The 24,002-nt window shown below is 57.6% G+C and carries 20 protein-coding genes; 11 read left to right on the top strand and 9 right to left on the bottom strand.

Features of this window, described 5'->3' with window-relative positions; genetic code table 11:
• The first annotated feature begins 97 nt into the window (after positions 1–97).
• The 3 genes from V476_RS28885 (at position 98) to V476_RS12555 (ending at position 4,664) form a co-directional block, all read left to right on the top strand.
• Positions 98–799: a hypothetical protein gene (locus tag V476_RS28885; protein WP_345940298.1), complete on the top strand. Its 702-nt coding sequence runs from the start codon at positions 98–100 to the stop codon at positions 797–799.
• Positions 800–1,403: 604 nt separating this feature from the next.
• Positions 1,404–3,014 (top strand): TIGR04141 family sporadically distributed protein, encoded by a 1,611-nt coding sequence (locus V476_RS12560; protein WP_024959095.1) that lies wholly within the window; start codon positions 1,404–1,406, stop codon positions 3,012–3,014.
• A gap of 912 nt (positions 3,015–3,926) precedes the next feature.
• Positions 3,927–4,664 (top strand): hypothetical protein, encoded by a 738-nt coding sequence (locus V476_RS12555; protein WP_024959094.1) that lies wholly within the window; start codon positions 3,927–3,929, stop codon positions 4,662–4,664.
• An 11-nt stretch (positions 4,665–4,675) separates the two neighbouring features.
• Here V476_RS12555 and V476_RS12550 read toward each other — a convergent pair whose 3' ends face one another.
• Together V476_RS12550 and V476_RS12545 are read right to left on the bottom strand one after the other, a co-directional pair.
• Positions 4,676–5,149 carry a GNAT family N-acetyltransferase gene (locus tag V476_RS12550; protein ID WP_024959093.1) on the bottom strand — a complete coding sequence of 158 codons (474 nt, stop codon included), beginning with the start codon at positions 5,147–5,149 and terminating at the stop codon, positions 4,676–4,678.
• Positions 5,150–5,231: 82 nt separating this feature from the next.
• Positions 5,232–5,801 (bottom strand): GNAT family N-acetyltransferase, encoded by a 570-nt coding sequence (locus V476_RS12545; RefSeq protein WP_024959092.1) that lies wholly within the window; start codon positions 5,799–5,801, stop codon positions 5,232–5,234.
• 160 nt (positions 5,802–5,961) lie between these two features.
• On the opposite strand from V476_RS12545, the gene V476_RS12540 reads away from it, so the two are divergent.
• Positions 5,962–6,456: a hypothetical protein gene (locus V476_RS12540; protein WP_024959091.1), complete on the top strand. Its 495-nt coding sequence runs from the start codon at positions 5,962–5,964 to the stop codon at positions 6,454–6,456.
• Between the two features lie 37 nt (positions 6,457–6,493).
• Here V476_RS12540 and V476_RS12535 read toward each other — a convergent pair whose 3' ends face one another.
• From V476_RS12535 to V476_RS12515, 4 genes are all read right to left on the bottom strand, one after another.
• Positions 6,494–7,768 carry an OprD family porin gene (locus V476_RS12535; RefSeq protein ID WP_003420302.1) on the bottom strand — a complete coding sequence of 425 codons (1,275 nt, stop codon included), beginning with the start codon at positions 7,766–7,768 and terminating at the stop codon, positions 6,494–6,496.
• Positions 7,769–8,418: 650 nt separating this feature from the next.
• Positions 8,419–9,525, bottom strand: a complete 1,107-nt coding sequence (gene aguA, locus V476_RS12525) for an agmatine deiminase (protein WP_024959090.1) — start codon at positions 9,523–9,525, stop codon at positions 8,419–8,421.
• A 5-nt stretch (positions 9,526–9,530) separates the two neighbouring features.
• Positions 9,531–10,409 (bottom strand): N-carbamoylputrescine amidase, encoded by an 879-nt coding sequence (gene aguB / locus V476_RS12520; RefSeq protein WP_024959089.1) that lies wholly within the window; start codon positions 10,407–10,409, stop codon positions 9,531–9,533.
• Positions 10,410–10,766: 357 nt separating this feature from the next.
• Positions 10,767–13,679 carry an aminotransferase gene (locus V476_RS12515; protein ID WP_024959088.1) on the bottom strand — a complete coding sequence of 971 codons (2,913 nt, stop codon included), beginning with the start codon at positions 13,677–13,679 and terminating at the stop codon, positions 10,767–10,769.
• Positions 13,680–13,920: 241 nt separating this feature from the next.
• Between V476_RS12515 and rfbB the strand changes: the two genes are divergently transcribed.
• The 5 genes from rfbB to V476_RS12490 all read left to right on the top strand — a co-directional run bounded on the left by rfbB (position 13,921) and on the right by V476_RS12490 (position 19,450).
• Positions 13,921–15,003, top strand: a complete 1,083-nt coding sequence (rfbB, locus tag V476_RS12510) for a dTDP-glucose 4,6-dehydratase (RefSeq protein WP_024959087.1) — start codon at positions 13,921–13,923, stop codon at positions 15,001–15,003.
• A gap of 80 nt (positions 15,004–15,083) precedes the next feature.
• Entirely contained in the window at positions 15,084–15,629 is a 546-nt protein-coding gene (gene rfbC / locus V476_RS12505) for a dTDP-4-dehydrorhamnose 3,5-epimerase (protein WP_003318259.1), read from the top strand.
• Between the two features lie 170 nt (positions 15,630–15,799).
• Complete coding sequence (locus V476_RS12500; protein WP_032623468.1) at positions 15,800–17,608, top strand: sensor histidine kinase; 1,809 nt, start codon at positions 15,800–15,802, stop codon at positions 17,606–17,608.
• The gene (locus V476_RS12495) at positions 17,605–18,990 is read left to right on the top strand and encodes a sigma-54-dependent transcriptional regulator (RefSeq protein WP_003394281.1); all 1,386 of its coding nucleotides are present in this window, start codon (positions 17,605–17,607) and stop codon (positions 18,988–18,990) included. Before V476_RS12500 ends, V476_RS12495 begins: the two co-directional genes overlap by 4 nt.
• Positions 18,977–19,450 carry a YiiD C-terminal domain-containing protein gene (locus V476_RS12490; RefSeq protein WP_024692876.1) on the top strand — a complete coding sequence of 158 codons (474 nt, stop codon included), beginning with the start codon at positions 18,977–18,979 and terminating at the stop codon, positions 19,448–19,450. Before V476_RS12495 ends, V476_RS12490 begins: the two co-directional genes overlap by 14 nt.
• 807 nt (positions 19,451–20,257) lie before the next feature.
• On the opposite strand, the gene cysQ is transcribed toward V476_RS12490, so the two are convergent.
• Entirely contained in the window at positions 20,258–21,100 is an 843-nt protein-coding gene (cysQ, locus tag V476_RS12485) for a 3'(2'),5'-bisphosphate nucleotidase CysQ (protein WP_003318255.1), read from the bottom strand.
• Positions 21,097–21,663: an ADP compounds hydrolase NudE gene (gene nudE, locus V476_RS12480; protein ID WP_003372295.1), complete on the bottom strand. Its 567-nt coding sequence runs from the start codon at positions 21,661–21,663 to the stop codon at positions 21,097–21,099. The genes cysQ and nudE overlap by 4 nt, the downstream gene beginning before the upstream one ends.
• A gap of 97 nt (positions 21,664–21,760) precedes the next feature.
• Here nudE and yrfG point away from each other — a divergent pair, with 97 nt between their 5' ends.
• Positions 21,761–22,423 carry a GMP/IMP nucleotidase gene (gene yrfG / locus V476_RS12475; protein WP_003384128.1) on the top strand — a complete coding sequence of 221 codons (663 nt, stop codon included), beginning with the start codon at positions 21,761–21,763 and terminating at the stop codon, positions 22,421–22,423.
• Between the two features lie 44 nt (positions 22,424–22,467).
• Here yrfG and lysM read toward each other — a convergent pair whose 3' ends face one another.
• Entirely contained in the window at positions 22,468–22,908 is a 441-nt protein-coding gene (gene lysM, locus V476_RS12470) for a peptidoglycan-binding protein LysM (RefSeq protein WP_024959086.1), read from the bottom strand.
• A 150-nt stretch (positions 22,909–23,058) separates the two neighbouring features.
• On the opposite strand from lysM, the gene V476_RS12465 reads away from it, so the two are divergent.
• A complete protein-coding gene (locus V476_RS12465; protein WP_003420318.1) occupies positions 23,059–23,940 on the top strand; it encodes a LysR family transcriptional regulator in 882 nt (293 codons plus the stop codon).
• Positions 23,941–24,002 lie beyond the last annotated feature (62 nt).

Genomic DNA, 24,002 nt, shown 5'->3' with positions numbered 1-24,002 from the left:
ATGCATAGAAATATCAGATATACATTTATTTAACCCCAGGGGTGAACTCGACAACAATAATGTATTAAAGGCCCAGTTAGCTTGGTATGTGGCACTAATGCTCCACCCTGGCCTCGTATCTCCGACCTCTATGGAGAGAGTTATGCAAATTGCTTACTCAGCAAAAAGCAATTCGGGATGCGTTTCTCGACAGGTTGGCGCAGTAGTCACCGATGCAAACTTTTCGGTTAAAGCGGTGGGATGGAACGACGTAGCAAAGGGACAAGTTCCATGCTCTTTAAGATCATTAAAAGGGTTGATGAACGATTTCGATGCTACTGCTTACAGTAAATACGAGCGAACCAACTCTGAATTCAGGCTAAGCGCTGGGAAAAAGCTTATCAAGCTAGCTGATGTTCTAGAATCAAGCGGCCAAAATTTATCTTATTGCTTCAAGGATATTAGAAACGGACTAGAGAGCAGCGAACGAACACGTGGCAATCAAGTTCATACCCGATCACTACATGCAGAAGAAAATGCCTTTTTGCAAATAGTTAAGTATGGAGGAGGAGCGATTGAAGGTGGAAAGCTATTCACTACCGCCAGTCCCTGTGAACTTTGCGCCAAGAAAGCCTACCAACTAGGATTGAAAGAGATTGTATTCATCGATCCTTATCCTGGGATCGCGAATGATCACATACTAGAAGTTGGAGAAAACCCTCCCGAACTTTTACAGTTTTACGGAGCTGTGGGCAAAGGCTACCATCAACTTTATGATTCAGTACTACCTTACAAAGACGAATTAGCATATATGGAATAGACTATTATTCAACAGCTCCAAGACTAAATCTGGATTCCACATGACCACTGGGTCAATTAATACATGATTTAAACGTATAACGGGAAGGGCATGACTTATCTAAAAGTCATATCCTTCTTTTTGAATGGATATGGGGCATTATAAAAACACCGCAAAAACTAATAACAAACTTATTATCTATAATTCAGATCTAAACCTGCTATCCGACTCACTCAGTTTTATGAGCGCACAGGATTGCATCCCACCCAAATCTTCGGTTGCTGGTGAATGAGCAATTAATTTACCAAGTCCTTCTCTGACGAGTAGCTCCAATGCAAACAGGCTTTATGATTGCCGACTAATAATGAATGGCACAAACCGTCAAGCGCGCTATGAAGTCAAATACGGAACCCGGCTTGTTGAGTTTGGTAATCTCGAACAGACATAGGTTAAGCAGCTAAAATTGTCTCTGCGTATTTCACTGAATAACCATACCTTACGTTCGACAACTGAAAGATTCATGGAATGCATCATTACCAAAGCTATCCTCAAAAAAACATGATGGCATTTGGCCGGATTTGTTGTATTGTCATACTAGAAAAAATGCCTCAAGGACTGATGAGCGATGGTTAAAACAAAAGATAGAAAAGAGAAGCTTTCAATATATTTGGCGAAAAATCCCAATAGTATTGATTTGGAAACACTCAAACTTGAAAATGCAAAGACTCCTATAACTATTGAAATTCCTGATACGGAAATAGCTACGCTTTACATCAAAAAAGAGCCACCGCGACATACCCCACCGTGGACTGAGCTATTCACTTCTAGACCAGAAGTTTCAGTTGAAGATTTTGGAAACAGCAGTAGTGTAGGTGCAGCTTTAGTTGTAATTGCTTTTCAGAATAAATTTATATTGACTTTCGGCACAGGCTTCCACCTTTTAAAGGACGAAGCTATAGAGCGTGATTTTGGTTTGAGAGTTACTCTAAACTCTGTAGACCCAGAAAAACTAAGAAGCCTAGACAAGTCTAGTTACGATCACAATCCATTAAACTCAAGAACGCAAAGCACAAGAGAGGTTGACATATTTGATCTTCATATAGACTCAGACATAGAAATGTTATATGCAGTTACAGGAAGCTCCGCTGTAGAGATTTTCGGCTCGCATATTACTGGTAGAGATGCTTTTACAGTAATTTCAAGCATAGATCTGAACCAAATAAGTCTTTTACTAAAAGAAGCATTAACCAGATACAACCAAAAACTACCCGAAGTATTTGAGTGGGTCGAAAACATAAATAGGGTAAGAGACGCAGACGATATCCAAATCCTTGACCTAGAATTGGAAAGTGCTATCAAAAGCCCTACACTAGATAACCTCTGGCTCGGAGAACCGGAAATTGTCGACTGGGAAAGCCAACTAGGATACTCATTTGATTTATACGGCAGAACAGAGCGATATGTCGTCTTAGACGTAAATAGCTTACTTGCACATCTTAAATCCAAGTCAATTAAACTCTCAGTTGAAGCACTGAAGCAAACACAGGTTCATATTAATGACTATCAGTACAATTCTATAAAAAGCTGGTCAGCTTATAAATGTCTTTACGCAGAGATCAAATACGGCGGAGAAACTTATATCTTAAGAAATGCTCTATGGTACAAAATCAACTCAGACTTCCTATTAATTATCGACGAGCAACTTTCTTCTATACCGACCTATAAAACACCTCTGCCCCGCTATGAGGAAGATAGGGAAGATGATTACAACATGAAGTTAACCATCGACCCCAGCTTTGAATTACTCGACAAGAAAAACATAAAGATTGGGGCCGCTTATGACAAATTAGAGTTTTGCGATATAATAAGAAACGGAACTGAATTAATTCATGTTAAGTACTACCGCAGCTCTAGCACACTTAGCCATCTTTTTTCGCAAGGATGTGTCGCAGCGGAAGCGTTTATACGAGACACTATTTTTAGAGAGAAACTCAATTCGAAGCTTCCAGCCTCTATAAAACTATCTGATCCTACAGCTAGGCCTGATCCGAGCAACTACAAAATAGTTTACGCCATCGCTACGAAAAAAAAATTACCTTCCGAGCTTCCTTTTTTTTCTAAGGTGACTTTAAAAAACGCCTTGAAAGTTTTGCGCGGTCTCAACTACCAGGTCGAGATAGCCACAATAGATGTTGACCCCAACCTATTATTAAGAAAGAAATACAGACCTAAATGACTAGCCAATTCCCCTAGATCTCTTTTTGTAAAAAGAGTTTCTATTTAAGATAACTTACAACATTATTAAATAGACCAAAGCCTTATCATGATAAAAAATTACTTTACTAAACCCCCGTCTCTGTAAGGGAAGTTAACTCGCGGTAGTTAATTAACGAAAAATCAGGCGAGGAAGCGGGGCTCTTTGAGTGTTAAAACTTTATATGCTGCATAACGCAGCATTACCGTTCGTAACCAACGTTCGAACATAGCATAGAGACAGCAACTTCAAAGGCGTGATGTTCTTTTAAAATCCCTTTCTAATTTTAGCTATATCTCAGACCGGGACCTCTTCAGCATAATTTTTCATGACAGCAACGCCAAGACTACCAAAAAGTCAAAGAAACAATGAGCACCACACCAACTATCAAATCCTCAGCCTCTTCGATACCACTAACATCAAAATATGATGCAGCTTTATATAAACAGCATTACCCAATGATATATCCAATACGGCTTTAACCAGTCCGCTGGCCGCTGACAATCGCAACTCGTGCCAGAAAGCAAGCGACCGCTAATACAGCAAGCGCTTTCAAAATACTTCTAATCACCCGCATCTCACTTCCTCAAATCCATCGTATAAAGACTTCCATGGTATTTCCACTCGCCCCGAAGTGAGTGAGACCAATGATTCCCGCCGTCAAGATTGCTCCACAGACCCCATATCAATCTATGTGTCGAGCTCAGGTATATCGTACAAAATCGTTAAGCACAGCAGAGTGCTTAGGATAGCTGCTGCTTCTCACATGGAAAATACTCACGAACACCTAGGCACCGACACAACCTGAAAACCTTCGTCCTCCCCAAACTCCTCAAGCTTCCCACCCACCCCGTCGATACCCTCCATACAACCCCGCAATCATGGATCGATGAAATGGTTATCTCACTCACCCCCGGCGGCAACACGTCTCCCACCATCACCCTGCCCAATTCCGGCATCACGCTCACCCCAAAGCCGCTCACCGATGCGCAGAAAGAAGCGTTTAAGAACGCTGCTGCCAGTACACCCGCTGTCGTCTATCACCCGAGTACCGAAGTACCTGCGACCACTGAGCCGATGGAAGCGGTTGATACCTGGATAGGTCGCTCGCAGTCGCCTGATTTCCCGAAGATGGCGGCGCAGCACAGTAACTCGACGGAGGCGCTGAAGACGTCGTATGAAGCGTTCACGTCGACGCTGGCGTCGGTGTATCCGGATCTGGCCAGCAAGAAGTTCGGCTTCACGATCGAGGCGGACGGTAATCTGAAGGCGATCAACAGTTCCGGTGAGTTGAGCGAGGCGGATACCAAGCAACTCAATACATTGTTGAATGCGTCCAGCGGGCTGAAAGCCGCTGCGGCTACCTATCGGGAGACGGCCATTGATCTGGTCGACGCCGATTCGCCCTGGAGCGGCAGTTATCTGGGTCGCTACAACCTGAACAAGGAGAACTTCGCCAATTCTCTGGACTTGGGCGCGCTGTTTATTCCCAAGACGTCGACGCCATCGAAAGATCAGATCGACGGCATGTTCTTCAATCAGTTGGCGTACAAAGGTGAGCTGCACACCCAGGAATCGGAGGCGGCCATGCTCGCTGCACGTGCGGCGGAGAAAGCTGCCTCGGCGGGTTGATCCCAAACCCGTCAGCACATCGGCAGACGTTGCGAGCGGAGGTAGTAGTTGTCGAACTCGCCGCTCTCAACGAGCTGAAACCCGTGGCGGACGTAGAACCGGTTGGAGTCGCTTTCTTTCAGGGCGCCCACTCGTACTGTGGATGCGGTTGCGTCCGCGTGTGCGAGCACTTGCCGAAGCACGGCAGCACCAATGCCCTGCCCTTGAACAGCCGGCTTGATGTACAGGTGATCCAGCAACAGGCCGTCGCTGGTTGGTTTAACGACCACGAAGCCGACCTTGCTGCCGGCAACCTGAATGTAGTGTGTGCATGATGCAGAAAACCCTTCACGAAAACGCTCTCGGGCGCGCACCGGATCGAACCGGCCAACGCGCTTGAGGCTTTCGCGCATGGCTTCGATACGTATGGCCACCAAGGTTTCGAAGTCTTCGGGCCGGACCGTTACCAGGGTGATGTCGGGCTCGGTGTTGCGGGTCAACGGCATTCGGGTCGCTCCCTGTTTATTGAGCAATATCACTTGGGCTGGTGGTGATGGGCAACAGGTTAATGCCAGGTCGGCCTCTACGTCAGACGTTCGAAGTGCCTGCTTGCAGCGCTCGCGCCAACCACTCCTCCCGCGTCATCTCCCAAATTTCCACCTCGAACCGTCCGCCAACAAACTCTCCGTCCTGCGTGCTTACCTTGCGCATGCCTTCGCTGATCGAGATGCGCCGCGAGGCTTCATTGGGGGCGGCTTTGGGCACTTGCATCAGGGGCATGCCCATCACGTCGAACCACTGTCGATTGATCACACGGCAGGCCTCTTTCATGTAACCGTGGCCTTGCCAGTCCGGGTGCAGCCAGAAGCCGCGGTTGTTGCCGGGATGGGTCATCAGGGTGATGCTGCCGATGATGTCGTTGGGCGCGATCTGCAGGCGGATCATCCAGTGCCATTCGGCGCCGTTTGCTATGGCGGGCAGTGCGACGTCCTGAATGTAGCGCAGCGCACCGTCCTGTGGATAAGGCCACGGAACGCGGTTGTTCAGGTAGCGCACGATGTCCCAGAGCGGAAAGCGGTGCTGAACCGCAGGCGCATCCTCGAGCTGCAGTGGCGTCAGCAGCAGACGGTCGGTGTGCAGCGTGGGGGTGATGGTCATGACGATTTCTCGGTTCGTCGAAACGTGCTCACTGGATGAACGGTCCCGTATGCCGGGGATTTAAGTCGAACTGCCGGCGGCAGGCGTGGGTCTATCCAGCACCTTTTATACATCGGTAACACCAGTGCCCAGAATCATAACGGATGAAACACCCGCGAAAGTGGTGGATGAGCAGCAGGTCAAATTGTTTGGCTCGCCCAAGGAACGGCTGGACTTTTATCGACGCGAAATTCATTACGAAACCACCAACCTTTCCAACCGCACCAACGCCTATTTGTCTGCGCAGTCATTTCTGGTGATTGCTTACGCGTCGTCGATGGCCAACATGAACACGGCCTGGGGCGCGATGTTCACGCTGGTGGTGCCGCCGATGCTGGCTTTGCTGGGGCTGCTCAGTACGCTGTTCGCCTGGCCGGGTATTCGGGCGGCGTGCGACATCATCCAGCACTGGCATCACAAACAGGCGCAACTGCTGCTCAGCGAGCCGGTCATCGGGCTGACCTATGACGATTCACCATTGTTCAGCGATTGGGAATCCAGCGAAACCGGGCCGAAAAAGTCCTTGCTGTTCTCCAAGCGCAGTCCTTGGCTGTTCAGCTTTTTCTGGGTATTCCTCGGCGGGTTCGCAGTGTTTGTTCAGTTGGTCGCGGACTGAGTCGGGCGACGGCCTTTGCCAGGCCGCCGCACTCAGATCAGAAAACGTTGATCGGGTAGTCCACGAAGATGCGTGTCTCGTTGCCTTCGCTGTTGTAGGCCTGTGCGTCGTCTGAGACCCGCAGGAACGAGTTGCGCAGGCGGATCGAGAGGTCTTTGGCCGGCCCGCTCTGGACCACGTAGGTCAGCTGGCTGAATATCTCGCGCTCAGTACCGTCGCCACTGCCTGCGGTGCCATCGTCGATGTTGTCGCCGCGTACGTAGGCAGCCTTGTAGCTCAGGCCAGGCAGGACCAGCCCGGACAGGTCCACGCCATAAGCCGCCTGCCACGAGCGTTCGTCCTTGCCGTTGAAGTCGGACCAGTAGGAGTTGGCGAGGTAGATGGTGTTACCGCCATCACCAAAACCGCCATCGTTGCGATAGCCTCCGTAGGCGTAACCCATGTCACCGGTGCTGCGCTGATGCGCCAGGGTGAAGGAGTGGATGCCCACGGCCCAGGTTGCGGCCAGGCTCCAGATCTTGTTGTCACGCGCATCGCTGGCAGTGAAGTCTTTATCCAGTCGGGTCTTGTAGCCGTTGAAGTCGAAGGTCAGCGACTGGTCTTGCGGCAGGGCGAAGACGTAGTTCAGGTTCAGGTACTGCTTCTTGAACACGTCTTCGTTGTCGGAGGCGTAGAAAGCGGCGCTGAACTCATCGGTGAATTTGTAGCTGGCGCCGTAGACGTTGATGCTCTTCAGGTCACCACTGTCGCGACCTTCGGCGCTCTTGCGCGCTTCCTGAGTGAAACGCCCGGCGACCACTTCCAGCCCATCGATCTCTTTGGAGGTGATCAGGGTGCCGGTGTAGCTTTCCGGCAACAGACGGGAGTTGTCGTAGTTCAGCACCGGCAATTGCGGCATCTGATCGCCGTACTTGATGACGGTATTCGAGAAGCGTGCTTTTACCGCAGCGCCGGCACGAGACAGGTCATCGGCAGCCGCGCCGCTGTCGCCCTGCTTGAAGAAGTCAATGCCGCCGTTGCCACTGCGGCCCTTTCCGCCATCGAGGCGAATGCCGTACAGCGCAAAGGCGTCGACGCCCACGCCAACCGTGCCTTGAGTGAAACCGGACGCGAAGGTGCCCATGAAGGCCTGGCCCCATTCGGATTTGTCTTCACGGTCGTTTTTATAGTCGCGATTGATGTAGGCGTTACGCAGGTTGACGTTCAGGCTGCTGTCTTCAACGAAGCCCTTCGAATCGGCTTGGCCCTGAGCCACGGCCTGACCGGCGCTGATGATGCCCAAAGCGAGCATGCCCATACGTGTGTTAAGCATTTTGTCTTCCTTGTTCTGCAAAATGACATGCGCTGTGGCGGCGGCCAATGGCCGTCCTGGCTTCCCGCCTCTGATCAGGCGGTGGAGAGCCGCACGAGGTCATCGCAGCGGACTACGAAGCACGTACAGGGAGTGGAGCCACAGGCAGTGGGGCGCGAATCCTAGTTCGGGTGCCTGGGGGTGTCAAACGTGTGGATGGTCGGGGCCAGGTCTGGTGTATTGCTTAATCTGTCAGCACACGCGCCAACGCTTCGAATTCGGCATCGTTGAACAGGCCTGCCGGATAGCGCTTCAGCAGCATGGCGCGTACGTCCGGCCTGGCTTTCACGGGCCTGGTCGTCCTCAACCAATCCGCCACTCGCTGGCGTGCCTCATTACTGAGCGAAGCAGAAAAACCACGAACTCGCTGTTGGTTCATACCTGCATTCATAACCAAAACCTCTTGATTCGTGAGGGGCTAAATCTACTGGTGCCATGTGACAGTCAAGCTAAGGAAACGGAGTTTCGCCAGTGGAATTTAGGAAAACTGCCGATAAATCTGATGAACTTAGTTATAAAGTAACGCATAAAAAAGCCCATCTGATGATGGGCTTAATACAGCAAAAACGGGACCAACTATCCAGTTGTTAGATACAACTAGTTACTAAGCGCTAGTGCTTGTGAGGCGCTGGCTGTTGCTGTGTCAGGCAGTGGATATTGCCCCCACCCAGCAGCAACTCACGGCCCGGTGCCATCACCACCTCATGCTCCGGAAACAGCTTTTGCAGGATCTCGCGAGCCTTTCCGTCCATCGGATCGTCGAAACTCGGCGCAATGATGCCGCCGTTGACGATCAGAAAGTTCACATACGACCCCGCCAGACGCACCGAAGGATTGCGCTCCTGGCTGCCATGCACCTGATCGACGCCTGCGCATTCTTCTTCTGTTGCGAACAATGGGGCCGGAATCGGCATTTTATGCACGATAAACGCACGACCCTTGGCATCCAGGGTGTTTTCCAAAATACTCAATGCCGCGTGGCAGCGTGAGTAGTTGGGGTCTTCGGGATCATCGGTCCAGGCCAGTAACACCTCGCCCGGACGGATGTAGCAGCAGAAGTTATCCACATGCCCGTCGGTTTCATCGTTGAACAGGCCGTCCGGCAACCAGATGACTTTATCCACAGCCAGGTAATCGCCGAGGATCGTTTCGATCTGTTCGCGGGTCAGGTGCGGGTTGCGGTTGCGATTGAGCAGGCACTCTTCGGTGGTGATCAGCGTGCCCTCGCCATCCACATGGATCGAGCCGCCTTCGAGCACGAAGCCTTCGGTGACATAACGCGGGCAGCGCTCGATTTCGAGTACCTTGCTGCCCAGCTGGGAATCGAGGTTCCACGGCGCATACAGGCCGCCATCGAAGCCGCCCCAGGCATTGAATTCCCAGTTCACGCCACGCACTTCGCCACGGTCGTTGATGACGAAGGTCGGCCCGCTGTCGCGCACCCAGGCGTCGTTGCTGCTCATTTCCACCACGCGGATGTTCGGCATGTCCAGCCGCGCACGGGCGTTGTCGTATTGTGCAGCGGACACCGCCACCGTGACCGGCTCAAAGCGGGCGATGGCCTTGGCGATGGCGACGTGGGCAGCCTGGGCGGGCTTGCCACCCAGGCGCCAGTTATCCGGGCGCTCGGGCCAGACCATCCAGACCTGGGTTTGCGGTGCCCATTCGGCCGGCATATGAAAACCGTCGGCGCGTGGCGTGCTATTGAGCGTGGTCATGGCGATCAGGACTCCAGCGAACCGTCGAGGGTCTTCACCGCGCCATACAGATTAGGGCGGCGATCACGGAACGTACCCCAGGCACTGCGGATGTGCTCCAGCTCGTCCAGGTCGAAGCTGTGGACCAGCACGCCTTCTTCGGTTTCGTTGAGCTCGGCGACTTTTTCACCGAACTGGTTGGCGATGAACGACGAGCCGTAGAAGGTGATGTCGTAGCCGTCCTGCTCTTCGTTGCCGATGCGGTTGCTGGCGATCAGCGGCATCAGGTTCGCACCGGCGTGACCTTGCTGCACGCGCTGCCAGTGGTCGCGCGAGCTGATGGTCTTGTCGTGCGGCTCGCTGCCGATGGCAGTCGGGTAGAACAGAATTTCCGCGCCCTGCAACGCCATGCTGCGCGCGCACTCCGGGAACCACTGATCCCAGCAGATACCGACGCCGATTTTCGCGTAACGGGTCTGCCAGACCTTGAAGCCGGTATCGCCCGGGTTGAAGTAGTACTTTTCGTGGTAGCCAGGGCCGTCCGGGATGTGGCTCTTGCGGTAGATGCCCAGGTTGCTGCCGTCTGCGTCGATGATCGCGATGCTGTTGAAACGCGCACGCCCTGCCAGCTCGAAGAAGCTGATCGGCAGTACGACCTGCAGTTCTTTGGCGATTTTCTGGAAGTGCTTGATCGCGACGTTGGAGTCGAGGGTAGTCGCCAACTGCAGATAGTCCGGGTTCGGCTTCTGGCAGAAGTACGGGGTTTCGAACAGTTCCTGAATCAGGATGATCTGGGCGCCCTTGGCGGCAGCTTCACGTACCAGCTTTTCAGCGGTCTCGATGTTGGCTTCCAGATCCCAGGAGCAGGCCATCTGGGTAGCAGCGACAGAAACGATACGGCTCATGAAAATATCTCCAGGGGCGGTTGCAAAGGACTTATCACCATAGCAGACGAGCGATGACGATTATGAACGCCTTTATAACGGATATAAATCGGCATTAAAAGCTAAAAAAATGTTTCCATCGCATTAAATTTTGAATTTTGCCGATATTAATCTGCTTAAGGCTCATGACGGCGCTCGTTGCTACGAGCTGGGTGTGACGCGGAGGCCCCTTTCGCGAACAAGCGAAGCGTCGCCCGGTTCGCTCCTACGGCCTTCGGCCAGAATCAAAAGCAGATCCGGGTATGACGATAATGTCCGGCCAACCCCCATCGTACCCATGCTCCGCGTGGGTATGCCGTTCTGGACGCTCTGCGTCCTCTATTCCAGTTCGTGGAGCACCTTCGATACGTTGTCGACGAAAAAGTCCACGCTTCGCCGGGTGGTGCACATCGGGGGTTTGATTTTAAGGATGTTCAGGTAGTCGCCGGTCGGCTGCATAAAGATGCCCAGTTCACGCAGGCGCTCGCACAGGCGGGCGGTTTCTTCTGTAGCGGGTTCCAGGGTGTGGCGGTCGCGGACCAGTTCCATGCCCAGATAAAACCCCATGCCGTGCACCGCGCCCACCAGCGGATGTTTGTCGGCCAGGGCCTGCAGCCGTGCCTTGAAGTGGTCACCCACGATTCGGGCGTTGTCCCAGAGCTTTTCTTCCTCCATGACATCCAGCACCGCCATGCCGATTCGGCAACTGACGGGGCTGCCACCGGATGACGAGAAGAAATAGCCCTCGGCCTCCAGCGCCTCGGCAATCTCGCGGCGGGTGATCACCGCGCCCAGCGGATGGCCGTTGCCCATGCCTTTGGCCATGCTGATGATGTCCGGCACCACGCCCTGCTCTTCGAAGCCCCAAAAGTAATGACCCAGCCGGCCATAACCCACCTGCACCTCATCGGCAATGCACACGCCGCCCACCGCGCGGACCTTCTGATACACCTGTTGCAGATACCCCGGCGGCAGGGAGATCCCGCCCGCATTGCCATACACCGGCTCGCAGATGAAGCCCGCCACCTGCCGTTGCTGCTCCGCCAGCGTGGCAAGGGCCTGATCGACACTGCGCAGGTACTCCGGCGCACTGTCCGCGCCCCTGAAAGTCCCGCGATAGGTGTTGGGCGCGGTGACCGGATGCACCCAGTCAGGGCGGGTGCTGAGTGCCTGCGGGTTGTCGGCGATCGAGGTTGAAATAGCATCGGTCGCCACCGACCAGCCGTGATACGCCTCCAGCACACTGAGCATATCGCGGCCACCGCTGTAAGCCCACGCCAGCCTGATCGCGAGGTCGTTGGCCTCGGTGCCGCTGTTGACCAGAAACACGCGGTCCATGCCCTCGGGCGCCAGCTTGAGCAGGCGCTCGGAAAACTCGGCGATCGCTGCATAGTGAAAGCGCGAGTTGGTGTTGAGCAGCGACCACTGCCGCGCCGCCTCGTGGGCCATGCGCGGATGGCCATGACCGAGAACGGCGACGTTATTGAGCATGTCCAGATAGGAGCGGCCCTGCATGTCGATCAGGTGGTTGCGCCAGCCCCGCTCGATCTGCGGCGGGGCCTGGTAGTAATGCTTTTGCGAGCGGGCAAAGCTGGCATCACGGCGCGCCAGCAATTGCGCGGCGTCTTGCAAGGCTGGCGCGTCACAATCAAAACCCAGCAGCGCCGACGGCGACGGGCACACTGCGCGCCAGACATCTGCCCAGGCCGGTGTAGTAAACAGCGGCGGGCTGAGGTCTGGCTCGGTGCACAATTGCAGCAACAGCGAACCACCGCCCTGCCCGATCAACGAGCCCGCCGCCACCTGACCCGCTAGCGAAGCCTCCGGCAATACACCCCACAGCTTCAAACTGATGCGCTCGCCGACCAACAGCACCGCAGCATCGGCCGTCAGCCGCAAGGTGCCATCGAACGGCGCATGCAGCGGCGTTGCTGCGGGCACGTGTAATTCGACGTGCAGCGCAAAGGTCTCCGGCTCGCTGGCGCAATCAGGCAAGGTGCGTGACAGACGGTATTCACCGAACCGACTGGCCGCCAGCCCATTGTCCCCGGCCGCTTGCGACAGCAGATATTCATCGATGCCGCTCTGCTCCCAGTTGCCTGCCACGAAGTGTTCGCTGAGCACGCCCAGATCCACCAGCACCGGCTGAAACCCCGCCAGGCTGGGCAACAACGGCGAATAGGCAGGTTGTTCGACAGGCGGCAGGTCCAGACCCACCGCGCGCAGAATGGCAGCTTCCATCAGCGCCATCGGCACCGAAGTGGCGACATCGAAGATGTTCCATTCGCCGGCAAGGTTGGCCTGGATATACGCATTGCCAGGCTCGACGCTGGCCTGTTGTTCGCTGCTGAGCACAAGCACTGCGGATCGAGCGACGATCAGCGGCCAGAGCGCCTGCAATTCCTCGATCTTCAGCGGATTGAGGACGTGATAGGCGGCAATGGCCGGGAGGATGTACAGCGGATCGCCCTCGGCATGGTGCAGCAGCGCCGCGCAGGTCACCGACAGATCGGCCACTCGCCAGGTACTGAGCAGATCGCCGAAATCAATCAGCCCCTGCAAGTGCCACGGATGCCCCGCCTCGCGCCGCCAGACCGCGTTGTGCTCGGAGATGTCCAGATGCACCGCCTGTATCGGCAGTGCCGCAATCAATGGCAACAGACGGCGATGAGCCCGCTCGCCCGCTTCGATCAGACAAGCGCGGGCGTCGGCATCCTTGATCACCGGCAGCAGGTGCTTGATCAATGCATGGGCGTGGCGCGGGTCCCACTGCAGGATGCGCTGCAGACCTGGGTGGTCGAAATCGGCCAGCGCGATATCCACATGGGCACACAGCTCGCCCAACTCGACCACGATGTCACGCCCCAGATGCTCGACATGCCCCAGCGATTGCCCGTCGATGAACTCCAGCAGGCGCACATGCACCGCCTGCCCGTCGATGTCGACCGACAGTAACTGTTCGGTGTCATTGGCGCGGATCACGCCCGGCACCTTGAATGCACTGTGGCCGGCCAGATGATGCAGCGCAGCGTGCTGGGCGTTCAGCTCGGTGGTCGAATACGCGCCGTGGCAGATTTTCAGCACATAACGCCGCGTGCCGGTATCCAGCAGAAAGTTGCGATCCTGCTGGCTACCCAACGCTTTCAGCGTACCGCTCAGCCCGTAGTGCTCAGAGAGCAATTGCAAAGCCTGGTCCACGCTGACCTCGGGGCAAGGCAGACTGGATCGGCGGATAAGCGTGGCAAGCGGCATGGAGAACCTCGTTCTTGTTGTCAGGCCCAGGCTCGTCGAGCAAGGCGTGATGGGCAGTCGCGCAACTATAGGGGCATTGACTATAGGGGGATTGTGCTGCGCGACCAATCGCACCTGCACCCCGGCGCGTAAACTACCCGGAGTTTTATTCGACCTGCTGCTCGGGTTTAATGGTCCGATCATGCCATACGCCCTCAAGCGCTATGCTGCATTACTCCAGAACACACAAGAAGGTCAGTTCATGCGAATACTCGTTACCGGAGGCGCAGGTTTCATCGGCTCTGCACTGATCCGCCACCTGATAAACAACACCGAACACGAAGTGCTGAACTTCGACAAATTGACCTACGCGGGCAACCTTGAATCGCTGCAGTCGATTGCGACCGACACGCGCTATGAGTTCGTGCAGGCGGATATCTGCGATCAGGCCCGCGTCAGTGCAGTGCTTGAGCGCTTTGCGCCTCAGGCGATCATGCACCTGGCGGCTGAATCCCACGTCGACCGCTCTATCGATGGCCCGGCCGAGTTCATCCAGACCAACATCGTCGGCACTTACAGCCTGCTGGAAGCCACACGCGCCTGGTGGCTAAAACTGCCGGAAGCGCAGCGCCAGGCGTTCCGTTTTCACCATATTTCCACTGATGAAGTGTATGGCGACCTGCACGGTGTCGATGATCTGTTTACCGAAACCACACCGTATGCGCCCAGCTCACCCTACTCGGCGAGCAAGGCTGCGTCCGACCATCTGGTGCGCGCCTGGTACCGCACCTATGGCCTGCCGGTGGTGGTGACCAACTGCTCCAACAACTACGGGCCGTTCCACTTCCCGGAAAAGCTCATCCCGCTGGTGATTCTCAACGCCCTGGCGGGCAAGCCGCTGCCGGTATATGGCAATGGCCTGCAGGTGCGCGACTGGCTGTACGTCGAGGACCACGCGCGGGCCCTGCTCAAGGTCGTGACCGAAGGTGAGGTCGGCGAGACCTACAACATCGGTGGCCACAACGAGCAGAAAAACATCGACGTTGTGCGCGGTATCTGCGCGCTGCTCGATGAGCTCGCCCCGCAGCACCCGGCAGGCGTCGCTCAGTACAGCGACCTGATCACCTACGTGGTCGACCGTCCGGGCCACGATCAGCGTTACGCCATCGACGCCAGCAAGATCGACAAGGAGCTCGACTGGACGCCCGAAGAAACCTTCGAGTCCGGGCTGCGCAAGACTGTGCAGTGGTACCTGGATAACCTGGACTGGTGCCGCAGGGTTCAGGACGGCAGTTATCAGGGCGAACGACTGGGCTTTACCGAGCCTAAAGACCTGATTGCCTGATCAGCACCCTTCTCGGCAGGCGCGCCTCAGGGCAGACTGTCGAGTCGCCACGACTTATTCAACATTGCAGGGGAAGCCACGTGAACGTAGTCGCAACAAAGTTGCCGGAAGTCCTGATTCTCGAACCCAAGGTATTCGGTGATGAGCGAGGCTTTTTCTATGAAAGTTTCAACGCCAAGGCTTTTCAGGCGGCCACCGGTCTGACCCGTGAATTCGTGCAGGACAACCACTCCCGCTCGCAGCGCGGCGTCCTGCGCGGGCTGCATTATCAGATCGAAAATGCCCAAGGCAAACTGGTGCGCGTCACGGTCGGCAAGGTGCTGGATGTGGCCGTGGACATTCGCCGCAGCTCGCCGAATTTCGGCCAGTGGGTCGGCGTCGAGCTGTCCGCTGAAAACGCCCGTCAGCTGTGGGTTCCGGAAGGCTTTGCCCATGGCTTCGTGGTACTCAGCGAACACGCCGAGTTCCTGTACAAGACCACCGACTACTACACGCCTTCGGCTGAACGCTGCATCGCCTGGGACGATGCGGATCTGGCCATCGACTGGCAGTTCGACGGCCAGCCCAACCTGTCGGCCAAGGATCAACAAGGCAAGCGCCTGAAAGAAGCCGACCTGTTTCCCTGAGCCCGCGCCCCAAGGCCGCCCGGCGCAATGTCCGGGTGCCTGACAAGCCGGCGGCGGGCATAATACGCGCCTGATGCCCACGTCAGGATCGACCGGGTGTTTCTGTTGCCTGCCACGGCGTGATCGCCAGCAGGCATCGTCAACCCTTCGGCGACGGCCAATCGATGACCATGACTCCCGCACTGCCGCGCCGCCCTCGCTGGCGCAGCCTCGCCCTTCTGGCACTCTGCCTGGCGCCGTTGCTGTGGCCGCTGGAACACCTGGCCGAACGTTATTACCGCAACGTGCTGGCCAACCAGAACCGTCAGACCCTGGACCTGTACGTCGCCAACCTGCTCGGCACCCTGCACCGTTACGAAACCCTGCCGCAGATCCTCGGCGACCTGCCGGCCTTGCGCGCCGCACTGGCGGCGCCGGGCGACACACCGACCCTGGTAAACGCCAACCGTCTGCTCAGCGAAATCACGCGCCAGACCGGTGCCGATGTCATGTACCTGATGGACGCAAATGGACTGACCCTGGCGGCTTCGAACTCGGATCAGAAGGACAGCTTCATTGGCCGCAACTTCTCTTTCAGGCCCTATTTCATCGATGCGCGGGCGGGCAGAACCGGGCGGTTCTTCGGCCTCGGCACGACCTCTGCCAAACGTGGCTACTTTTTCGCCGGCCCGGTGCGTGACGGTGAGCGAATCATCGGCGTGCTGGTGGTCAAGGTCGATCTGGACCACACCGAAACCCTGTGGGGCAAGACGCCCGAACAACTGCTGCTGACCGACCAGAACGGCGTGGTGATTCTGACTTCCAACCCCGAATGGCGCTTTCGGGCGACCCGCGACCTGACCGATGACGAGAAAAAAGCCATCGTCGCGATCCAGTCCTATCCGACCCGCGATCCGCGTCCGTTGAGGATCGATGAACACGCCTGGCTGACTCAGACCCAGGCCATCGAAGAAACCGGCTGGAACGTCAACATCCTCGCGCCCCGCGCCCTTGTCGACCGCCAGGTGCGCACAGTGGTAGCGATTGGCGGCGCCGCGCTGCTGGTGCTGATGTTGTTGCTGGGCCTGATGATGCAGCGTCGTCGTCATTATCTGGACCGCATCGCTTTCGAGGCCAAGGCGCGCCGCGAGCTGGAGATGCGGGTTATCGAACGGACCAGCGATCTGGAGGGGCTCAACAGCCGTCTGCGTCAGGAAGTGCTGGAGCGCGAACAGGCGCAACAGGAGCTGGTGCAGGCTCAGGATGAACTGGTGCAGACCAGCAAACTGACGGCGCTGGGCACCATGTCGGCGAGTATCAGCCATGAGCTGAATCAGCCGTTGGCCGCCATCCGCAGTTACGCCGAAAACGCCGAAGTGCTGCTCGATCATCAGCGCACCGAGGATGCACGCGGCAACCTCAAGCTGATCAGCGAACTGACCGGGCGCATGGCCTCGATCATCGCGCACTTGCGCGCCTTCGCCCGTCGCGACCGCCACGCCCCTGAAAGCGTGGCACTGCAACCGGCGCTGGAAGATGCGCTGGCGCTGCTGGCCAAGCGGCGGCGCGCCATGGAAGTCGAGCTGATCCGTGACCTGCCGGACGCCACGATCTGGGTGCAGGCCGGTGAAACCCGTCTGCGTCAGGTGCTCGGCAATCTGATCGCCAACGCGCTGGACGCCCTCACTGAAAAAGGCCCGCCGCGCAGGCTGTGGATAAGTGTCGAGCAGACCGCCGAGGGCGTTAACCTGTACATTCGTGACAACGGCCCCGGCTTTTCCCAGGAAGCACTGGCGCGGGCCCGCGAGCCCTTCTTTACGACCAAGACCCGCACCCAGGGCCTTGGCCTCGGTCTGGCCATCTGCGATACGCTGATGCGCGCGCTGGGCGGCGAGTTGCTGTTCGCCAACCATCCCAGCGGCGGTGCGCTGCTGACCCTGCGCCTGCGGGCCGGTGCTTCCGGAGCCAATCTTCAACCGCCAGAGGACCTTTCTGCATGAGTTCGGACACAGCCATCGACAGCCAGATTCAGGTGGTGCTGATCGACGACGATTCGCACCTGCGTCAGGCCCTGCGCCAGACGCTGGACCTGGCTGGCCTGAACGTTCTGTCGCTGCCCGAAGCGACCGGGCTGGCCGAACGCATCGGCCGCGACTGGCCGGGCGTGGTGGTCAGCGATATTCGCATGCAGGGCATGGATGGCCTGGAACTGCTCGATCAGCTTCACGCGCAGGACCCTGACCTGCCGGTGCTGCTGATCACCGGGCATGGCGATGTACCGTTGGCGGTGAAAGCCATGCGCGCCGGGGCCTACGACTTTCTGGAAAAGCCCTTCGCCAGCGACGCCATGCTCGACAGTGTGCGCCGTGCCCTGGCGCTCCGCCGTCTGGTGCTGGATAACCGCAGCCTGCGCCTGGCCCTGAGTGATCGCCAACAACTGAGCACACGCCTGATCGGTCAGTCGCCGCCGATCCTGCGTCTGCGCGAACAAATCGGCGCATTGGCCGGGACGCGAGCCGACGTGCTGATCCTCGGCGAAACCGGCGCAGGCAAAGAAGTGGTCGCCCGCGCGCTGCACGATCTGTCCAACCGCCGCAGCGGCCCGTTCGTGGCGATCAACGCCGGCGCGCTGGCTGAGTCGGTGGTGGAAAGCGAGCTGTTCGGCCACGAGCCAGGGGCCTTTACAGGCGCGCAGAAGCGGCGTATCGGCAAGTTCGAGTTTGCCAACGGCGGCACGCTGTTCCTCGATGAAATCGAAAGCATGAGCCTGGACGTGCAGGTCAAACTGCTGCGCCTGCTGCAGGAACGCGTGGTCGAGCGAATGGGCAGCAATCAGCAGATCCCGCTGGACATCCGCATCATCGCCGCGACCAAGGAAGACCTGCGGCACGCGGCCGATCAGGGCCGCTTCCGGGCAGACTTGTATTACCGACTGAACGTGGCCTCGCTGCGCATCCCGCCGTTGCGCGAACGGGGTGAAGATGCGCTGATGCTGTTCGAACATTACGCCGATGCCGCGAGCATGCGCCACGGCATCCCCAAGCACGAACTCAAGCCGGGCCAGCGCGCGCTGCTGTTGCGGCATAACTGGCCGGGCAATGTGCGGGAACTGCAAAACGCTGCCGAGCGTTTTGCGCTGGGTCTGGAACTGGAGCTGGAAGGCGCTGATGCAGAACAGGCGCCACCGCCGGGCGGCGGGCTGAGCGATCAGGTGGAAAGCTTCGAGCGCGCGTTGATCGCCGCCGAATTGGCGCGCCCGCACAGCTCGGTGCGCAGCCTGGCGGAAGCGCTGGGTGTGCCGCGCAAGACCCTGCACGACAAACTGCGCAAGCACGGCCTGACGTTTGGCGACAGCAGCGGAGCTTCCGATGACAACGATTGAGCCTGAACATGACGCCGCCCACGCACTGGAGCAGGTGCTGCACCACGACATTCCGCTGACCCGCGAGATGGGCATGCGCGTGATCGACTGGCACAACCAGACCCTGCGCCTGCACCTGCCGCTGGCACCCAACGTCAACCACAAGAGCACGCTGTTCGGCGGCAGCCTGTATTGCGGCGCAGTACTGGCGGGCTGGGGCTGGCTGCACCTGCGACTGCGTGAGGCCGGGATCACCGATGGGCATATCGTGATTCAGGACGGACAGATCAGTTATCCACTGCCGGTACGCAGCGACGCCATCGCCCACTGCGACGCGCCCGAGCTGGCGCAGTGGGACAAATTCATCGCCACCTACCAACGCCGAGGCCGCGCCCGCCTGACCCTGCACACCTGCATCAGCGAGCAGGACAGCGAAGAACAGGCCGTGCGCTTTGTCGGGCAGTTTGTGTTGCACCGGTGAGGCTGCGCGTAGTTGATGCACTGGACGCAGACCTGTGGGAGCGAGCCGGGCGACGTTTCGCTTGCTCGCGAAGAGGCCGGTGCAATCGGCAAAAACTCATCGCTTGAACAATCGCCTTCGCGAGCAAGCTCGCTCCCACAAGAGCCCGCTCGCCACTGCATACCTGTATCAAGCGAAGAACACGCCGTGCGCTTTGTCGGGCAGTTTGTGTTGCACCGGTGAGGCTGCGCGTAGTTGATGCACTGGACGCAGACCTGTGGGAGCGAGCCGGGCGACGCTTCGCTTGCTCGCGATGAGGCCGGTGCAATCGGCAAGAATTCATCGCCTGAATTATCGCCTTCGCGAGCAAGCTCGCTCCCACAAGAACGCGCTCGCCCCTGCATACCTGTATCAAGCGAAGAACACGCCGTGCGCTTTGTCGGGCAGTTCGTGTTGCGCCAGTGAGGCTGCGCGTAGTGGATGAACTGGACGCAGACCTGTGGGAGCGAGCCGGGCGACGCTTCGCTTGCTCGCGAAGAGGCCGGTGCAATCGGCAAATATTCATCGCCTGAACAATCGCTTTCGCGAGCAAGCTCGCTCCCACAAGAACGCGGCCGCCCCTGCATCAGCGAAGAACAGGCCATGCGCTTTTGCACTGGTGAAGCTGTCTCAGCCAAGCGTCTCAGCGCTTTTGTAGGAGCGAACTCGTTCGCGAAGGCGTCGTTTCAAGCACTGGATTTGCTGTGGATGCACCAGCCCTCTCGCGAGCAAGCGAAGCGTCGCCCGGTTCGCTCCTACGCCCGCAGGGCAGAGGCCTTGAAGCCAGCCTCAAGACTGCGCCAGCACCAGCAGTTTGTCGCGCCATTCGGCGTTGGCTGGCAGGGCCAGGAAGAACGGGTTGAGCAGCGATTCGCGGGCCGGGTAGCTGAACGGCTGGCCGTCCAGTTGCAACACTTCGCCTCCTGCACCCTCAAGCACGCCCTGCGCCGCAGCGGTGTCCCATTGCGAGGTCGGGGCCAGGCGTGGGTAGCAGTCGGCGGCGCCCTCGGCCAGCAGGCAGAATTTCAGTGAGCTGCCGATGTTGGTCAGTTGCAAATGACCCAGCCCGTTCGACAGGCCAGCGAGCAAATGCTCCTGCTCCGGGCTGGAGTGGCGGCGGCTGGCGACCACGGTAAAGGTCTGCCCTTCGCCAAGCTGGTTGCGCACGGCGATCGGCTGGATGTGGTCGACGCTATCACTGCGCCAGGCACCCAGCCCGGCGCCGCCGAAGTAGCAGCGGTTATTGGTGGGCATCGAGACCACGCCGAATACAACGCGGCCACGCTCGATCAGCGCGACATTGACGGTGAACTCTTCACTGCCGGAGATGAACTCCTTGGTGCCGTCCAGCGGATCCACCAGCCACCAGCGCTCCCAGCCTGCACGCTCGCTGAGAGGGATGTCAGCGTCCTCTTCGGAGAGCACATGAATGTCCGGATCAAGCGCCTGCAAACCCTCGACCAGCACCTGATGGGCGGCCAGATCAGCGGCGGTCACCGGCGAGTCGTCGGTCTTGGTGGTCACGGTGACATTGGCGCGCCAGAAGGGCAGGATCACTTCGCCCGCCAGTCGCGTCAGTTCAATCACCGGGGCGAGCAGCGGATGTGGCAGGTTGTGCAGAGAATCGGTCATGGCTGAAACAATCCACGCTGGGTCAGCAGGTCACGTGTGAGGTACAGCGCGGCCAGCGCCCGGCCTTCGCTGAACTGGGCATTCTGGGCAAGGCTCGACAACTCGCGCAGGTTGATCCGGTCGACCCGGATCGGCTCGGGCTCGTCGCCTTCCAGCCGCTCTTCGTACAGGTCGGTGGCCAGCACCACCTGAATTTTCTGGCTCATGTAGCCCGGGGACAGCGACAGTTCGGTCAACAGTTCCAGCTCCCGCGCACCGAAACCGGCCTCCTCCTTGAGTTCACGGTTGGCAGCCGCCAGTACGTCTTCGCCCGGCTCGATCAGGCCCTTGGGCAGGGACAGCTCGTAGGCATCGGTGCCGCCGCAATATTCTTCGATCAGCACAGCGTGATCGGCATCGAGCATGGCCACGATCATCACCGCACCGGGGCCCGTGCCTTTGCTGGCCAGACGCTCATAGGTCCGCTCGACGCCATTGGCAAAGCGCAATTGCAGCTCTTCAACGCGGAACAGACGACTACTGGCGACGATTGCGCGGGCAAGTACGGTAGGTTTCTGACGCATGACAGGCTCCTTTACATGAACGAGGTACTATACCGAGCTTTTCCCGATGTCTGTGTCGGATATGCTTACCCGCTATCAACCCCTTGACGAGGCCAGAATGCTTTCCATGCCCTGGAGCGAAATCGATACCGTCCTGCTGGATATGGACGGCACGTTGCTCGACCTGCATTACGACGAACACTTCTGGATGCAGCACCTGCCGCAGCGCTACGCCGAACTGCATGGCGTCAGTTTCGCCATGGCCTGGCTGGAATTGAAACCGCTGTTCGAAAACAACGCGGGCACGCTCAACTGGTACTGCCTGGATTTCTGGAGCACCGAGCTTAACCTGTCGGTCCGCGACCTGAAACGCGAAATCGCTCACATGATTGCACTGCGCCCGGACGCCGAGACGTTTCTCGCGGCCCTGCAAAAAGCCGGCAAGCGGGTGATCATGATCACCAATGCGCACCGTGATTCGTTGTCGCTGAAGATGGAGCGAATCGAGCTGGCGCCTTATTTCGAACGCCTTATCAGCTCTCACGATTACGGCTTTCCCAAAGAAAGCCAGCATTTCTGGGACGCCTTGAAGGCCGAAACAGCGTTTGACCCGGCACGCAGTCTGTTCATCGACGACACCCTGCCGATCCTGCGCAGCGCTCGACACTTCGGTGTAGCCCATTTGCTGGCGGTCAGCCAGCCCAACAGCCAGAAAGGCCCGAAAGACACCGAAGAGTTCGCCGCTGTGGACGACTATCGGGAGCTGAGCAAGGGATTGTAAGCAAGGCCGTATGCCCGCCTGAAAAGGCGGGCAGCGTCTTCAGATCACTTCGGAATGCGCAGCTTCTGACCCGGATAGATCTTGTCCGCGCTCTTGAGCATCGGCTTGTTGGCTTCAAAGATTTTCTGGTACTGGTTGGCATCGTGATACACGCGCTTGGAAATAGCGCTGAGGGTGTCGCCCGGCATCACTTCGACGTATTCGGACTCAGAAGTCTCGCCGCCCGCAACAGTCATCTGGTCGTCGACTTTATCTACGCCATGAATATTACCCAGCGTCACGACAATCTTTTCCCTCTCCTCCTGATTGGCGACCTGGCCTTTCACGGTGACAGTGCTGCCGTTGACTTCGGTCTGCACATTGGGGTTGCCCAGACCGACTTCGGAGATATGCTTTCTCAGCAACTCATCGGCGTTGGCTTTATCTGGCAGAAGTGCATCCAGAATTTTCTCGCCTGCTTCCCTGATGAAACTGATCAGACTCATTCTCTGGTTCTCCGTAAGTAGGTTTGAGGAATAGCGTGATGAGTGTAGCCCTTGTAAATAAAGGGCTGCAGGCTTCCGACCAACGTAGCCCGACCATCGTTCAGCCTGAGCGCGTAGAATCGGCTGTCTGGACGGATCATCGGAGTGAACATGGACATCAAGCAACTTAAATTTCTGATCGCCCTCGACGAGACGAGGCACTTCGGCCAGGCGGCTGCGCGCTGCAACATCACCCAGCCGACGCTGTCGATGCGCCTGCGCAATCTGGAAGAAGAACTTGGCTTGCCACTGGTCAATCGCGGACAGCGCTTCGAAGGTTTCACCGCACCAGGCGAACGCGTATTGGCCTGGGCACGCACGGTACTGGCTGCCTACGACGGTCTGCAGGCTGAAGCGGCCGCCTGCCGCGGTCATCTGGTCGGGACGTTGCGCCTGGGCGTGGTGCCGCTGTCGAGCTTCGATCCGCTGCCATTGCTGCACCGACTGCACCAACTGCACCCCAATCTGCGTTTCGAGCTGTCGTCACTCAGCTCCGAGCAAGTGCTGGAGCAACTGGCAAGCAATCGTATCGACCTGGGCGTCTCGTACCTGGAGCGGCTGGACAACGAGCGTTTCGATTCGCTGACCCTGGACGACACGCGCATGGGCCTGCTGTACGACCGTCGGCACTTTTCGTTTGGCGACGATCCCTTGAGCTGGGCCGATCTGGTCGAGCTTCCATTGGGCATGCTGACCAGCGGTATGCATTTTCGCCAGTCGATCGATCACAACTTCCATAGCCGCGGCCTGCAACCCAACCCGCTGATACAAACCGATGCCGTTCATCAGTTGCTGCAAGCCGTACATGGCGGTTTTTGCTGCGCGATCATGCCGCTGGATGGCGGACTGGAAACGCTCACCGAACATTTGCGCCTGCATCCGATTGCCGACTCCCGGACTTTGGCCCGGCTGGGGTTGATCATGCGCCGCAGTGCGCCGCGCTCGGCGCTGGCTGAAGCCTGTTTTGCGCTGGTAGCCGAAATACCGCGCTAGGGCGTTGATCGACGTCATCTATCGGGGCATCAGCACTAGCGATTAGACGATTTCACATAACG

Origin of the sequence: Pseudomonas syringae KCTC 12500 (assembly GCF_000507185.2) — a bacterium.
In the GTDB taxonomy this organism is placed as follows: domain Bacteria; phylum Pseudomonadota; class Gammaproteobacteria; order Pseudomonadales; family Pseudomonadaceae; genus Aquipseudomonas; species Aquipseudomonas syringae.
This window is presented reverse-complemented; position numbering and strand designations above follow the sequence as displayed.